The sequence below is a fragment of the Microbacterium sp. Ld4 genome (assembly GCF_045066555.1).
Lineage (GTDB): Bacteria > Actinomycetota > Actinomycetes > Actinomycetales > Microbacteriaceae > Microbacterium.
This window is the reverse complement of record NZ_JBISHE010000013.1, coordinates 568,513-582,618: the sequence shown is the minus strand read 5'-3', so window position 1 is coordinate 582,618 and position 14,106 is coordinate 568,513. Positions and strand designations below refer to the sequence as shown.

Genomic DNA, 14,106 nt, shown 5'->3' with positions numbered 1-14,106 from the left:
CAACCCAAGGATCAGGGGGCAGGAATTTAGTTCCCCCATACGTCCGCACAACTTTCTATTACGGCTCGACGGGCGGCCGGACACATCCTACGCAGACCGATGCCCTCGTTCTTAACTTCCCTCAGATGATCACTGCCAGAAATGAAGGGCATCCAGAGGCGTACAGCTCGCCAGTTCCCGTTGTCTTTCGAGCCTGGCAGCTCGTCCAACGCGCATCGCGGAGCGGGGACGGACCACGGGCGTTTTCCGGGGGCGTTGATCGTGGCATTTTCAATTCTCGAGACCATCACCGACGAGGTAATTGAAGACGCAGCCAACATCCTCGTCATCGGCAACTAGCGTCACGCAACGATCACAGAACAGCGCCACCGTGCGATCAACTCCACACAGGCAACGCGCCAAAACCCCGCGCCGAAACCAGCACCTGCCGAAACGCGGCGGGAGCGTTTTCGGTGTGGCCTGTTGCCTCACCCGGGCAGGAGCGGAGCCGCGGGTGTGATGCGGTGATCAGGAGCGTGAGTTTTGGGCGCCGCAGCGACGAACGAGGGCTAAGCCCCGATCAAGGCGCCCACGATAAGATGCATCACTTCGCTCCGATCAGCCTGGGCACACGCGCCGCTGCGCTGCGACACCGAGGGGATCGCTCTTGACCATGACATCGTCAGGCAGTCGATCACGCACGCAGCTCGTTCTCTGGATCGTTGTGATGGGCGCGATCGCCTTGGGGCTTTTCGCGATCCTGGTGACGAGTGCGCTGAACGCAGCGATCTTGGTCGACCAGGTCCCCGGCGGCGACGCAGGCCTTGCCACCACGCCGGCTCTCGAGGCGGCCTACCAGGCTATGGGCTGGTCGTTCTCCGCACTCGTCGCGGTGGTCGCGGGCGGAGTCGCCGCACCGCTCGTGGTGAGGTTCACCCGCGCTCGTCGCTCCGCGTCCCGCTAGGCCTCGCGCTGAGCGTCAGAGCCCCGCGGCCGCGAGCGCGGCGACGGCGAGCGCGCGGGTGCGGGCGGCATCCGACATCCACAGCGGTTCGACGTGTGCGGTGACACCGAGAGCATCGACGGATGCCGCGGCCTCGCCGCCGAGCAGACCGGGGGTTAACCCGAAAGAAGGTCTCCGGACGGCCCCGCTGTGCGCGAATCGGAGCCGCCCTACGTTGGAGACATGACTTCCGACACTCCCCCGCCTGCCCGGCGACACGGCCCCCTGGTCCGGCTGGGTGCGCTCGCTCAGCTCGCCGTGATCGCCCCTCTCGGCGTCGGCGTGCTGACCACCCTCATCGGCCTGATCAGCGCCGGCGTCGCCACCATCCTCATCCTCGGATTCGGGTTGCTGCTGCTCATCGCGGGCCTCTACGTCGCCTGGGCCGCATCATGGTTCGAGCATGAGCGGGTCGAGGGTCTCTACGGCCACGGCGTTCCTGCCCTCCGCATCCGCACCAGCCGTGATCCCGGCTTCCGCGGCTTCCTCCGCAGCCTCTGGCGCCAGTTCACGGATGCCGCCATGTGGCGCGGAATCGGCAGCCTCGCCGTGGCGACGGTGCTGGGCTGGGTCGTCTTCGGCGCGGTCTGGAGCATCGTCCGCAGCATCGACCTCGCCTTCTCCCCCCTGTTCGGGCGGTCGATCGGCACCCTTCCCTTCACCGACATCCCGCTCGCCGACGGCTGGGTCGCCGTCGGCGGAGTGATCGGCGTCGTCATCGGTCTCGGCATTCTGTTCGGCGTCTCGCTCCTCGACGACCTGCTCACCCGCTCGATCCTCGTCCCCTCGCGAGAGGCGCTGCTCGCCGAGCAGGCGCGGACCGCGGGAGCCCAGCGCGCCGGCGCGGTGCGGGCCAGCGAAGTCGAACGCACCCGTATCGAGCGTGACCTGCACGACGGCGTCCAGCCCCGGCTCGTCTCGGTCGGCATGACGCTCGGCCTGGCTCAGCAGAAGATCGACAGCGATCCGGTCGCCGCGAAGGCGCTCATCGACGAGGCGCACACCTCGACGAAAGCTGCCATCACCGAACTGCGGCAGCTCGCCCGCGGCATCCATGCCTCCGTCCTCGACGACCGCGGACTCGACGCCGCCCTGTCGGCCCTCGCGGCGCGATCGCACGTCCCCGTGCTGCTCGACGTGCGCGTCGACGGTCGCTGCAGCGCGACCTCCGAAGCGGCGGTCTACTTCGTCATCGCGGAATCGTTGACCAACGCCGCCAAGCACGCCCGTGCCACAGAAGTGCGCGTCGTGGTGCGGGACCGCGGTGACGCGGCGACCGGACGGGCCATCTGGGCCCGCGTCGAGGACAACGGCATCGGCGGCGCCGCCGTCACCCCGGGCGGCGGACTGGACGGCATCATGAACCGCGTCCTCGCCGCAGGCGGCTCCGCGCGCCTCGACAGCCCCGTCGGCGGCCCGACCTCCCTGGAGGTGACGGTCCCATGCGCATCCTGATCTGCGAAGACTCGACCCTCCTCCGCGAAGGACTCGTCCGGGTGCTGGAGGACGCCGGCCACACGGTCGTCGCCGCCCTTCCCGACGCCCGTTCGCTCGCCGCAGCGGTCACGGACTCCGAGCCCGAGCTGTGCATCCTCGACGTCAGGCTTCCCCCGACGTTCACCGACGAGGGCATCCGCGCCGCTCTCGAGCTCCGCGCCCAGCACCCCGCGCTCCCCGTCGTCGTCCTCAGCCAGTACGTCGAGGAACGGTATGCGAGCGAGCTCATCACGGGCCAGAACGCCGCCCTCGGCTACCTCCTGAAAGACCGGGTCGCCGACGTCCGCGACTTCCTCGACTCGATCGACCGGATCGCAGGAGGGGCCACGGTCCTCGACCCCGAGGTCGTCGCCCAGCTGCTGACGAGGCGGGCCCGCGACGAACGGATGTCGCGGCTCACCGACCGTGAACGATCGGTCCTGGCGCTGATCGCCGAGGGCAAGAGCAACGCCGCGATCGCCGCGACGCTGTTCGTTTCAGAGGCCAGCGTCGAGAAGCACATCACCTCCCTCTTCCAGAAGCTCGGCCTCGAACAGGACGAGCACGGCAATCGACGCGTCCTCGCGGCGCTCGTCCACCTCGAGCACGGCGGCCCCCCCGTCACCGATCTCGGCCACCCCAACCAGAACGGAACCGTCCGATGAGCATCGACCTGAACCCGCCCACCGCGACGACGACCGGGGCGGGAGCAGGCGTGTTGCGGGCAGCGCGCTCGAGAGGGGCGGTGGGATCGAAGGCGACGGGGGCGCTGCCGCCGTAGCGACGGACGGGGGCCGCGGGCCGGAGGTCGGGTGTCGACAGCGAGTCGGATGCGTCTTGGGTGTCAGACGGACGATCGTCGTCGCTCTCGTGGCGGGATGCGGGCTGGGTGTCCATGGGCAATCGTTTCGCGGTCGAGACGTTCGACGGGCGGGTGGTCGTTCGGCCGGTTCGTGCCGGGGGCGGGCCGCCGGTCTGCGGCGGGCAGTGCGCGGACGTCGCACACCTGAGCGGGTGGAGAACGCCGAACGCCGCTAGCAATCGTAGGCCCGATGCTGCGGCGCAGGGCTTCGGGCAACCCCGCGCCGAGCGAACCCGGACAACTCGCGGAGGGGGCGTTCCTGTCTGCCTTCAGGGATGAGGTTTTTCTCATCTGATCTGGCCTGTTATCGCGTTCCGGGGCCGGGTGAATGTCGTACCCCCTCGTCAGAATGAGGGTATGACCGAAGCCACCGATGCGATGCCGCAGGGCGCCTATCTGGTGTCGCTGGCGAGCATCGTGGCGGGTGTGGAAGCCACCGAACGGCAGGTCGCGGCGGCGCAGATCGCGCAGTTGCGGGTGCTGGCGGAGGCGGGACGGTTGGCGGAGGCGCAAACTGTCGGGACCGATGCGCGCGTTCGGGCGCACGACATGGCGCTCCGGTCGATCGCGGCGGAGGTCGGCGGTGTCCTGCGCACCACCGACCGGACCGTGCAGCGGCGCATCGATGAGGCCTGCACCATCGTCGAGGGGTACCCGGCCGCGCTGTCGGCGTGGGAGATGGGGCGGATCACCCGCGGTCATGTCCTCGTGATCGTCGATACCGGATCGGCGGTGCCGCTGGAGGTTCGTGCCGAGTTCGAGGCGGCCGCGATCGAACGATGCGAACACGACACCCCCAACCGGGTCCGCGGCGAGCTTGAGATCCTCGCCCAGCGGATGCATCCCCGCTCCTTCACCGAACGCCACGCCGAAGCCGCATCGGCGCGGAACGTGCGGCTCGTTCCGGGGAGGGACGGGATGAGCGAGCTCATCGCCGCGCTTCCCACGGTGATCGCCGCCGGCATCCACGACCGCCTCACCCAGCAAGCCCGCGCCATCATCGACACCCGCACCGAACGCGGCCACGCCGAACGTGCCGGTGGCGCCGTGGGTGCCGAGGGCGCGACGGATGCCGGGCAGGTCGCCGCGACCGACCGGCGCACCACCGATCAGGTGCGCGCCGACGTGTTCGCCGACCTGCTTCTCGCGGGCACACCCGCGCTCGATGACACCCACGACACGAGCGCCGGCCCGCTCGGCGCGATCCGGGCGCGCGTACAGGTGCTCGTTCCCGCCGCGTGCCTCACCGGCGCCGACAACGGCCCCGCAGACCTGATCGGGCAATCCCCCATCGACGCCGACACCGTCCGCACCCTCGCGGGAGCCACATCGATCTGGGAGCGGCTCTTCTCCGACCCCGTCACCGCCACCACCACCGCGACCGACTCGTACCGCGTGCCCCTCCCCCTCCGCAGGTTCCTGCAAGCCCGCGACCAGCACTGCCGATTCCCCGGATGCCGCGTCGCAGCCATCCGCTGCGAGGTCGACCACACCCACGATCACGCCCTCGGCGGCGCCACCGAACTATCGAACCTGGCCCACCTCTGCCAACGACACCACTCGATGAAGCAGTTCACCGCCTGGCGGGTCCGACAACACCCGGGTGGCGTCCTCGAATGGACCTCACCTCTCGGCAAGACCTACCGCGAAGACGCCCCCACCCCCGCCGTCGCCTTCACGCTTGCCGCAACGCCCCCGAGTGGCTCCACCGGGCGGCTCCCGGACTATCCCGACATGAGCGGCGCCGCGCCGTTCTGATCCGCTCGCGAGTCGCGCGACGCTGTCTGCACTCTTCGCGCCGGATCGGCACGAGCTTCTCCCGTGCCGGCCGACGGTGGGAGACCTGCGGGCGTCGATGAGGCAGCCGAGCCATACCTTGACCGATCTCCGCCCGTGACCCGACCCGCTCACCGCTCACCGGTGCTGGAAGTCGGGCGCGCGCTTCTCGCGGAAGGCGGCCATGCCCTCCTTCTGATCGGCCGTGTCGAACAGCCCGGCGAACACCTGCCGCTCGAACCGCAGCCCCTCCGCCAGCGACGTCTCGCGCGCGGCGTCGAGCGCCGACGTCGCCGCGTAGAGCGACGGCAGCGACTTCGACGCGATCGTCTCGGCGGTCCGCTGCGCGTCGTCGAGCAGCTCGGCGGCAGGGACGATCCGCGAGACGAGGCCGATGCGCTCCGCCTCCGCGGCGTCGATCTGCCGACCGGTGAGGATCAGCTCGGCCGCCTTGTACGACCCGACGGCGCGCACGAGCCGCTGCGTGCCCCCCATCCCCGGGATGACACCCAGATTGATCTCCGGCTGACCGAACCGCGCAGTGTCGGCCGCCAGGATGACGTCGCACATCATCGCCAGCTCGCAACCGCCGCCCAGGGCGTATCCCGCCACGGCCGCGACCACCGGCGTCCGCACCGCGGCGAATCGTCGCCACGCCCCGAAGTGGTCGCTGAGGAGCATCTCATTGCCCGAGAGCTCCGCCATCTCCTTGATGTCGGCGCCCGCCGCGAACGCCCGCTCACTGCCGGTCACGACGATCGCGCCGATCCCCCGATCGGCGTCGAAGGCCTCCGCAGCCTCGACCACCTCGGTCATCAGCTCGGCGTTCAGCGCATTCAGCGCCTCGGGACGGTTGAGGGTGATCCAGCCGACGCGCCCGCGCGTGCTGGTGAGGATCGTCGCGTGATCGGTCATCTGGCCATGGTGGCAGAGCCAGCCGACCCGCGCACCGGACACCGGCCGTTCACCCGCCGTCCACCGCGCGTCATACCGAGGTCACCCGACGCCGATAGACACGACCGTGCGCGTCTCGCGCCCGCCCCGACCCCGAGGAAATCGATGCCTTCGCCCGTTCTCTCCCGCGCCGCCGCATTCGGCGCGGCCGCGGTGCTCACCTGCACCCTCGCCGTCACGGCCGCCCCCGCCGCCACCGCGGCCGTCGTCGCCGACCCGATCACCCGATCGGCCCCCGACGCCGCACTGACCCTCACGCCGATCGGAAGCTACGAGACCGGCGTCTTCGACGAATCGGCCGCCGAGATCGTCCAGGCCCACGGCGACCGCCTCTTCGTCGTCAACGCGCAGGCGGGCGCCCTCGACGTGCTCGACAACAGCGACCCGACCGCCCCGAAGAAGCTCTTCTCGCTCACGTCGGCGGGCATCGCCAACTCCGTCGCCATCCGCAGCGACGGTCTGGGCGTCATCGCCGTCGAGGCGACCGACAAGACCGCGCCCGGCCAGCTCGTCTTCTTCGACGCGGATGCCGACACCGCGGCATCCGCCACCCTCGGCGCCGTGACGGTCGGGGCCCTCCCCGACATGGTCACCATCTCGGACGACGGCGCCTTCGCCGTCGCCGCGAACGAAGGCGAACCCGCCGACGACTTCTCGACCGACCCCGAAGGCTCCATCGCGGTCGTCACCCTCCCGACGGGCACGGCCGCGCCCGCGCAGGGCGCCGTCCGCATCGCCGACTTCCACGCCTTCGAGGCACCGGGCGCCCTCGACGACGCCGTCCGCGTCTTCGGCCCCACCCCGGAGGGCGCCGACCACCCGGTGAGCCGCAACCTCGAGCCCGAGTACATCACCGTCTCGGGCAGCACCGCCTATGCGACCCTCCAGGAGGCCAACGCCCTCGCCGTCGTCGACCTCGCCTCGGCGACCGTCACCGACATCCACCCGCTCGGGCGCACCGACCTGGGCGCCGCCGCGAACGCGATCGATGCCAGCGACCGCGACGGCGGCTACCGTCCCCGCACCTACCCGGGGCTGACCGGCCTCTCCCTGCCCGACGCGATCGACTCGTACACCGCGAACGGCACCACCTACCTCGTGACCGCGAACGAGGGCGACGCCCGCGAGTGGGGCACCTACGTCGAAGGCGCACGGGTCAAGGACCTCGGCAAGAAGGGCCTCGCCCCGCTCTGCGCCGACAGCCCCCTCGCCGGCCTCACCGGTGACGCCGACCTCGGGCGGCTGAACGTCTCGACGGAGGAGGGTCTCGACGATGCGGCCGGCTGCTACCGGACGCTGTCCGCGTTCGGTGGCCGCTCTTTCTCGATCTACACGACCGGCGGCGACCTCGTCTGGGATTCGGCGAACGCCTTCGAGGAGATCACCGCCGACGCAGTTCCCTCGTTCTTCAACTCGAACCACTCGGCGTCGGGGCTCGACGGCCGGAGCGACGACAAGGGCCCTGAGCCCGAGTCGGTCACGATCGGCGAACTGAGCGGTCGCACGTATGCCTTCGTCGGGTTCGAGCGTGTCGGCGGTGTCGTCGCGTACGACATCACCACACCGGCATCCCCGGCGTTCGTCACCTATATGAACAACCGCGACTTCTCGCAGTCCGTCGAGGACGGCGGCGACCTGGCGCGCGCCGGCGACCTCGGCCCCGAGAGCATCGCGTTCATCGCCGCCGCCGATTCGCCGAACGGCACGCCGCTGCTCGCGGTGGGCAACGAGGTGTCGGGCACGACCACGATCCTCGAGATCGAGGACGCCCTCGACCCGATCGACATCGACATCCTCACCGTCAACGACTTCCACGGCCGCATCGAAGCCGGAAGCTCCGGCGAAGCGGGAGCCGCCGTGCTCGCCGGCGTCGTCGCCGCGGAGCGGGCCCAGAACCCGAACACCCTGTTCGTCTCGGCCGGCGACAACATCGGTGCCTCGACGTTCACGTCGTTCATCCAGCAGGACGACCCGACCATCGACGCCCTCCTCGCCGCCGGTCTCGACGTCTCCGCCGCCGGCAATCACGAGTTCGACGGCGGTTTCGCCGACCTCACCGACCGGGTCATCCCTCGCTTCGGCGGGAACGACGGCACCTCGGCGCCCACCGACGCCCAGCGCGCGGCTGGCGGCCGCTTCGCCCTCGGCGCCAACGTCTACAAGAAGGGCACGGCCACCCCGGCGCTGCCCGAATACACCGTGCAGACGGTCGACGGCGTGCGGGTGGCCTTCATCGGCACCGTCACCCCCGACACCGCGACGATGGTGAGCCCCACCGGCATCGCCGGTATCGAGTTCGGCGACCAGCTCACCGCCGCCAACCGGGTGGCCGCGACGCTGACCGCCGGCGACCTCGCCGACGTCATCGTCCTCCTCACCCACTCCGGCACGTCCGTCTCGGACAACTGCGACACCGTGGCATCCGACCCGTCGGACTTCGGCGCACTCATCCGCGGCGCGTCAGCGGAGATCGACGCCGTCGTCTCGGCTCACACCCACCAGACCTACGCCTGCACCGTGCCGATCGACGGCTCGAAGGACTCCCGACCCGTGATCCAGGCCGCCGAGTACGGCAAGGCGATGGGTGAATTGCAGTTGCAGGTCGACCGTCGTTCGAAGGAGCTCCTGTCCGTCTCGGGGCGCACCTTCACCCTCGCCGGCACGACAGCGACGCCCGACGCGGCCGTGGCCAAGATCGTGACGGATGCCGCTGCTGTCGCCGCCACCGAGGGCGCCGCCCCGGTCGGTCGCATCAGCGCCGACATCCTCCGCGGCGGCACCAAGGGCAGCGACCGCGGCGTCGAATCGGCACTCGGCAACACGGTGGCCGACGTGTACCTCTGGGCGACGTCGAACGGCGACTACGCCGGCGCACCCGCGCAGATCGCGCTGATGAACCCGGGCGGCCTCCGCGCCGACCTGGAGCGCGGCACCGACGGCGTGGTCACCTACAAGGAGGCGGCGGAAGTGCAGCCGTTCGCCAACACCCTCGTCACCGTCACCCTCACCGGCGCGCAGATCGAGAAGATCCTCGAACAGCAGTGGAAGGCCACCGGCGACCGCCCGAAGCTCCACCTGGGCGTCTCGGAGGGCTTCACCTACGAGTACACCGAGGTGGCGCCGCTCGCCGGTGAGACCGTCGGCCGCGCCGGCGACGTGACCGCGATGACCTACCGGGGCACGCCCATCACGGCATCCGACACCTTCACCGTCGTGACCAACTCGTTCCTCGCCGGCGGGGGCGACGGGTTCGCGACATTCGCCGAGGGCACCGATCGCACCGACACGGGCCAGATCGACCTCGCGGCGACGGTGGCCTACTTCGGCGCCTTCGACGTGGTCGATCCCGCTCCGCTCGGACGGGCCGTTCCCGCCGCGGATGCCGAGCCGAACCCGGGCACGGACCCGGAGACCCCCGGTGATGAGACCCCCGGTGAGGAGACCCCCGGCGAGGAGACACCTGGCACCGAAACCCCCGGCGCCGAGACGCCCGGTACGGACGGCGACCCGGCGGCCGGGGGCGGCACGGGCGACGGCTCGGTGACAGGTCCCGACGGAGGCGAGCTCGCCTCGACCGGAGGCGACGCCGCACCTCTCGTCGGCCTTCTCGCCGGAGCGGGTGCGCTCATCACCGTCGGGCTCGTCCTGATGAGGCGCCGCCACTCCCGCGTCTGAACGAACGAGTGACGGCCCCCGCCTCAGGTGGGGGCCGTCACTCGTTCCGGCACGTGGTCGCTCAGGCAGCCGGGCGGTCGTTCATCGCCTCAGGCCGTCGCGGCGAACGGTCCGTTCAGCCGGCTGCCTCTTCGGGGCGCTCCAGCACCTCGACCTCGGCGGCATCCGGCACATAGCCGTCGACATGGCGCTCGTCGGGGCCGTCGTACGCGGACAGCGGCCGGATGAGGGCGTTCGAGGCCTGCTGCTCCATGATGTGCGCCGTCCACCCCGTCACCCGCGCGGCGATGAAGAGGGGCGTGAAGGTGAGCGTGTCGAACCCCATCAGGGCGTACGCCGGGCCCGACGGGTAGTCGAGATTCGGGTAGATGCCCTTGCGGGAGACGAACTCCGACTCGAGGGTGTCGTAGAGCTCGGCGACATCGGGGCGGCCGTAGTGCTCGACCAGCGTCTCGAGCGCCGCCCGCATCGTCGGCACGCGCGAGTCGCCGCGCTTGTAGACGCGGTGACCGAAGCCCATGATCTTCCGCTTGGCCGTCAGCGCCTCGTCGAGCCAGGCCGTGACGTTCTCGGCCGAGCCGATCTCGTCGAACACGTGCATGACAGCCTCGTTCGCCCCGCCGTGGAGCGGGCCCTTGAGCGCGCCGATCGCACCGACGACGCTCGAGTACAGGTCGCTCAGCGTCGACGCGATGACGCGTCCGGTGAAGGTCGACGCGTTGAAGGAGTGCTCGGAGTACAGGATCATCGACCGCGTGAAGGCGTCGACCACGACGGCATCCGGCTCATCGCCGAACGTCATCCACAGGAAGTTGGCCGCGTAGTCGAGATCGGCGCGAGGCTCCACCGGGCCGAGGCCGTGGCGGCGCCGCTGACCGTAGGCGACCACGGCGGGCAGGATCGCGAACAGGCGGATGCTGCGGTCGAGGTTCTCCGCAGGGGTGCCGGCGGCGTCGAGGACGTTGGCGATGCCGGCCGTCTCGAAGGCGCCGAGGAGGCTCACGACCGTCCGCACCTCGTCCATCGGATGCGCGTCGACCGGCATCGCGTCGATGAACGCACGGATGTTCTCGGGGAGGGCCCGGCCTGCGCGCTCGATCGCCGTCAGCTCGGCCAGCTGATCGGGGGTCGGCAGCTCGCCGTTCCACAAGAGGTAGGCGACCGCCTCGACGGACTGGGTGGCGGCGAGCTCCTGAACCGGGTATCCGCGGTACAGGAGCGAGTTGGTTTCGGGATTGACCTTGCTGATCGCCGTGACATCGGCGTAGACGCCGGCGAGACCCTTCTTGACATCCGGTTCGGTCACGGTGACTCCTGTTCAGCGATCTGGAAGGTGAAGACGTTGGCGTCGAAGTGGCTGTAGGACTCGTAGTCCATCAGGTCGTAGAGATCTGCACGATGCTGCATCTCGCCGAGCCTCGACGTCAGGTGGCCTTCGTCGACCAGCGTATCGAGCGCGCTGCCGGCCGCCCCCATCGCCATCCTCAGCAGCGACACCGGCCAGATGACGATGTTGACACCGACGTCGCGGAGCTGATCGACCGTGAAGAGGTCGCTCTTGCCGAACTCGGTCATGTTCGCGAGGATCGGCACGTCGACGGCCGCCCGCACCGCGGCGAACTCCTCGAGGGTGCGCATCGCCTCGGGGAAGATCGCGTCGGCACCCGCGCCCACCAGCGCACGGGCGCGGTCGGCCGCCGCGTCGAGACCGTCGATGGCGCGGATGTCGGTGCGCGCCATCACCAGGAAGTTCGGGTCGCGCCGCGCATCGACCGCCGCGCGGATCCGCCGGAGGGCGGTCTCCTCGTCGACGACCGCCTTGCCGTCGAGGTGACCGCAGCGCTTCGGGTTGACCTGATCCTCGATGTGGGCGCCGGCGATGCCGGCATCCTCCAGCGTCTGGATCGTGCGGGCCACGTTCATCGGCTCACCGAATCCGGTGTCGGCGTCGATGATCGCGGGGAGGTCCGTCATCCGCGCGATCTGCTGGCCGCGCCCGGCGACCTCGGTGAGAGTCGTCAGGCCGATGTCGGGCAGCCCCAGATCGGCCGAGAGCACCGCGCCCGAGATGTAGACGCCCTCGAATCCCTTCCGCTCGATGAGCCGCGCCGACAGCGGGTTGAATGCTCCCGGGAAGCGCAGCAGCTCGCCGGTGGCGAGTCGCTCGCGGAAGAGGCGGCGCTTGTCGGCCGCGGAGACGGTGGCGTACAGCATCAGAACAGCCCTGTCGGCGCCGGCGCCGCCTCGAGGACGCCGGGGGCCGCGGTGATGTTCAGCTCGCGCACCTCGTCGGCGGTGAGCTCGGGCAGACGCTCGGCGAGCGCGAGGAACCGCTCGATCTCGGCAGGCTCGAGCACGGGCTCGGCGAGCAGACGGAACTTGCGGACGTAGTCGGCGCGGGCGAACGGTCGGGCGCCCAGCGGGTGCGCGTCGGCCACGGCGATCTCGTCGACGACCGTCGAGCCGTCGGTGAGGGTGATCTCCACCCGGCCGCCGAAGGCCTTCTCGGCGGGGTCCTCGGAGTGGTAGCGGCGGGTCCACTCGGCATCCTCCGCGGTCGTCACCTTCTGCCAGAGGGCGACGGTGTCGGGCCGGCCGGCCCGCTCGGGGGCGTACGAGTCGACGTGGTGCCAGCCGCCGTCCTGCAGCGCGACGGTGAAGATGTAGGGGATCGAGTGGTCGAGCGTCTCACGGGATGCCGCCGGGTCGTACTTCTGCGGATCACCCGCGCCCGAGCCGATGACGTAGTGCGTGTGATGGCTGGTGTGCAGCACGACCGAGGCGATGTCCGCGGGATCGCGGAGCTCGGGCCGCGCGGCGCCGAGCTTGCGGGCGAGGTCGATCCAGGCCTGCGCCTGGTACTCGGCCGAGTGCTCCTTCGTGTACGAGTCGAGGATGCCGCGCTTCGCTTCGCCGGCAGCGGGCAGCGGCACGTCGTACGACGCGTCCTTGCCGTCGAGCAGCCAGGCGATCACGCCGTCTTCACCTTCGTAGATGGGGTTCGGCGAGGTCTCGCCGCGCATCGCCCGGTCGACGGCCTCGACCGCCATCTTCCCGGCGAACGCGGGAGCGTGCGCCTTCCAGGTGGAGATCTCGCCCTTGCGGGACTGTCGCGTCGCCGTCGTGGTGTGGAGGGCCTGGGCGACGGCCTGGGAGATCGTGTCGGCGCTCAGGCCGAGGAGCGTTCCGATGCCCGCGGCGGCCGACGGGCCGAGGTGGGCGACATGATCGATCTTGTGCTTGTGCAGGCTGATCGCGCGCACCAGGTCGATCTGGATCTCGTACCCCGTCGCGAGGCCGCGGACGAGGGCCGCGCCGTCGGCGCCGACGTGCTGCGCCACGGCCAGGATCGGCGGGATGTTGTCGCCCGGGTGCGAGTACTCCGCGGCGAGGAAGGTGTCGTGGTAGTCGAGCTCGCGCACGGCGACGCCGTTCGCCCACGCCGCCCACTCGGGGCTCGTGCGGACGGTGCTCGCCGCGCCGAAGACGCTGCCGCCGTCGCCGCCGCGCGAGACGGGGTGCGAGAGCGCCTGCGCCCGGGCGGCGCTGACGGGCGCACGCGTGAGCGAGGCGGCGGCCACGGCGGCGTTGTCGATGACCCGGTTGACGATCATGTCGATCACGTCGTCGTCGACGGCGACCGGGTCGACGGCGACCTCGGCGATCTTGGTCGCGAGCTGCTCGCTGCGGGGCAGCGGCTCGTCGCTGCGGTAGACGCGGACGTGGTGGGTGACGGTCATGACGGGGCCTCCAGGGAGTCGAGGATCGAGGTCAGGGCGTGATGGAGATGGATGTGCGTCGCGTGGGCCGCGAGCTCGGAGTCGCCGGCCTCGATCGCCGAGGCGATGAGGCGGTGCTCGGCGACGGATGCCGCGAGCCGGGCGGGATTGTCGCGAGCGAGTCGTCGGACGCGCACGAGATGGGTGCGGACGGTGCGGAGCGCGGAGGTGAGGTAGGCGTTGTCGACGGCGGCATCCAGCGTCGCGTCGAAGCGGGCGATGAGCGCGTAGTAGCCGTCCGCATCGGCCGCGGGAGCGTCGCCGTCGCGCTCGATGCGGGCGAACTCCTCGGCGAGAGCGCGGAATGCGGCGCGGTCGGGGGCGATGGCGGCCAGGCGTGCCGCTGCCTCCTCGAGTGCACGCCGCACGTGGAACAGGGCCCGGATGTCCGCGACGTCGATGCCCGTGACCACGGTCACCCGGGGCGAGGCCTGGGCGACGAGGCCGTCGGCCGCGAGCCGGCCGAGCGCCGCGCGCAGGGGCGTGCGGCTCACACCGAGGCGCACCGACTGCTCGACCTCTGCGAGCACCGTGCCCGGCGCGAGGCGCCCGGACTGGATCTCGTCGAGGAGGGTCTCGTACGCACGATCGCTGGCGCGCAT

At 70.7% G+C, this 14,106-nt stretch carries 11 protein-coding genes; 5 read left to right on the top strand and 6 right to left on the bottom strand.

Features of this window, described 5'->3' with window-relative positions:
* The first annotated feature begins 706 nt into the window (after positions 1–706).
* The 3 genes from ACJJV7_RS13455 to ACJJV7_RS13445 all read left to right on the top strand — a co-directional run bounded on the left by ACJJV7_RS13455 (position 707) and on the right by ACJJV7_RS13445 (position 3,123).
* Positions 707–943, top strand: coding sequence for a hypothetical protein (locus ACJJV7_RS13455; RefSeq protein ID WP_405373951.1), 237 nt, complete (start codon positions 707–709; stop codon positions 941–943).
* A gap of 222 nt (positions 944–1,165) precedes the next feature.
* Positions 1,166–2,437 (top strand): sensor histidine kinase, encoded by a 1,272-nt coding sequence (locus ACJJV7_RS13450; protein ID WP_405373953.1) that lies wholly within the window; start codon positions 1,166–1,168, stop codon positions 2,435–2,437.
* Positions 2,425–3,123: a response regulator gene (locus ACJJV7_RS13445; protein WP_405373955.1), complete on the top strand. Its 699-nt coding sequence runs from the start codon at positions 2,425–2,427 to the stop codon at positions 3,121–3,123. Before ACJJV7_RS13450 ends, ACJJV7_RS13445 begins: the two co-directional genes overlap by 13 nt.
* Here ACJJV7_RS13445 and ACJJV7_RS13440 read toward each other — a convergent pair.
* A complete protein-coding gene (locus tag ACJJV7_RS13440) occupies positions 3,080–3,355 on the bottom strand; it encodes a hypothetical protein (protein WP_405467864.1) in 276 nt (91 codons plus the stop codon). The two genes, ACJJV7_RS13445 and ACJJV7_RS13440, sit on opposite strands and share 44 nt — an antisense overlap.
* A 322-nt stretch (positions 3,356–3,677) precedes the next feature.
* Between ACJJV7_RS13440 and ACJJV7_RS13435 the strand changes: the two genes are divergently transcribed.
* Positions 3,678–5,078: a DUF222 domain-containing protein gene (locus tag ACJJV7_RS13435; RefSeq protein ID WP_405373957.1), complete on the top strand. Its 1,401-nt coding sequence runs from the start codon at positions 3,678–3,680 to the stop codon at positions 5,076–5,078.
* Positions 5,079–5,234: 156 nt separating this feature from the next.
* On the opposite strand, the gene ACJJV7_RS13430 is transcribed toward ACJJV7_RS13435, so the two are convergent.
* Positions 5,235–6,011 carry an enoyl-CoA hydratase-related protein gene (locus ACJJV7_RS13430; protein WP_405373958.1) on the bottom strand — a complete coding sequence of 259 codons (777 nt, stop codon included), beginning with the start codon at positions 6,009–6,011 and terminating at the stop codon, positions 5,235–5,237.
* Between the two features lie 144 nt (positions 6,012–6,155).
* Here ACJJV7_RS13430 and ACJJV7_RS13425 point away from each other — a divergent pair, with 144 nt between their 5' ends.
* Entirely contained in the window at positions 6,156–9,725 is a 3,570-nt protein-coding gene (locus tag ACJJV7_RS13425) for a choice-of-anchor I family protein (protein ID WP_405373959.1), read from the top strand.
* 115 nt (positions 9,726–9,840) lie between these two features.
* Here the strand turns inward: ACJJV7_RS13425 and ACJJV7_RS13420 are convergent, their stop codons facing one another.
* The 4 genes from ACJJV7_RS13420 to ACJJV7_RS13405 are packed head-to-tail and all read right to left on the bottom strand — an operon-like array spanning position 9,841 to position 14,106.
* A complete protein-coding gene (locus tag ACJJV7_RS13420; protein ID WP_405373961.1) occupies positions 9,841–11,031 on the bottom strand; it encodes a bifunctional 2-methylcitrate synthase/citrate synthase in 1,191 nt (396 codons plus the stop codon).
* Entirely contained in the window at positions 11,028–11,939 is a 912-nt protein-coding gene (gene prpB / locus ACJJV7_RS13415; protein ID WP_405373963.1) for a methylisocitrate lyase, read from the bottom strand. The genes ACJJV7_RS13420 and prpB overlap by 4 nt, the downstream gene beginning before the upstream one ends.
* A complete protein-coding gene (locus tag ACJJV7_RS13410) occupies positions 11,939–13,465 on the bottom strand; it encodes an MmgE/PrpD family protein (RefSeq protein WP_405373965.1) in 1,527 nt (508 codons plus the stop codon). Before ACJJV7_RS13410 ends, prpB begins: the two co-directional genes overlap by 1 nt.
* Positions 13,462–14,106, bottom strand: a complete 645-nt coding sequence (locus tag ACJJV7_RS13405) for a GntR family transcriptional regulator (protein WP_405373967.1) — start codon at positions 14,104–14,106, stop codon at positions 13,462–13,464. The genes ACJJV7_RS13410 and ACJJV7_RS13405 overlap by 4 nt, the downstream gene beginning before the upstream one ends.

What these genes read in the sequence shown, in the direction of transcription:
- ACJJV7_RS13405 (WP_405373967.1), bottom strand. Translation starts at nt 14,106, where the DNA reads ATGCGCGCCAGCGATCGTGCGTACGAGACCCTCCTCGACGAGATCCAG.
- ACJJV7_RS13455 (WP_405373951.1), top strand. Translation starts at nt 707, where the DNA reads ATGGGCGCGATCGCCTTGGGGCTTTTCGCGATCCTGGTGACGAGTGCG.
- ACJJV7_RS13430 (WP_405373958.1), bottom strand. Translation starts at nt 6,011, where the DNA reads ATGACCGATCACGCGACGATCCTCACCAGCACGCGCGGGCGCGTCGGC.
- ACJJV7_RS13410 (WP_405373965.1), bottom strand. Translation starts at nt 13,465, where the DNA reads ATGACCGTCACCCACCACGTCCGCGTCTACCGCAGCGACGAGCCGCTG.
- ACJJV7_RS13450 (WP_405373953.1), top strand. Translation starts at nt 1,166, where the DNA reads ATGACTTCCGACACTCCCCCGCCTGCCCGGCGACACGGCCCCCTGGTC.
- ACJJV7_RS13440 (WP_405467864.1), bottom strand. Translation starts at nt 3,355, where the DNA reads ATGGACACCCAGCCCGCATCCCGCCACGAGAGCGACGACGATCGTCCG.
- ACJJV7_RS13445 (WP_405373955.1), top strand. Translation starts at nt 2,425, where the DNA reads ATGCGCATCCTGATCTGCGAAGACTCGACCCTCCTCCGCGAAGGACTC.
- ACJJV7_RS13435 (WP_405373957.1), top strand. Translation starts at nt 3,678, where the DNA reads ATGACCGAAGCCACCGATGCGATGCCGCAGGGCGCCTATCTGGTGTCG.
- prpB (WP_405373963.1), bottom strand. Translation starts at nt 11,939, where the DNA reads ATGCTGTACGCCACCGTCTCCGCGGCCGACAAGCGCCGCCTCTTCCGC.
- ACJJV7_RS13425 (WP_405373959.1), top strand. Translation starts at nt 6,156, where the DNA reads ATGCCTTCGCCCGTTCTCTCCCGCGCCGCCGCATTCGGCGCGGCCGCG.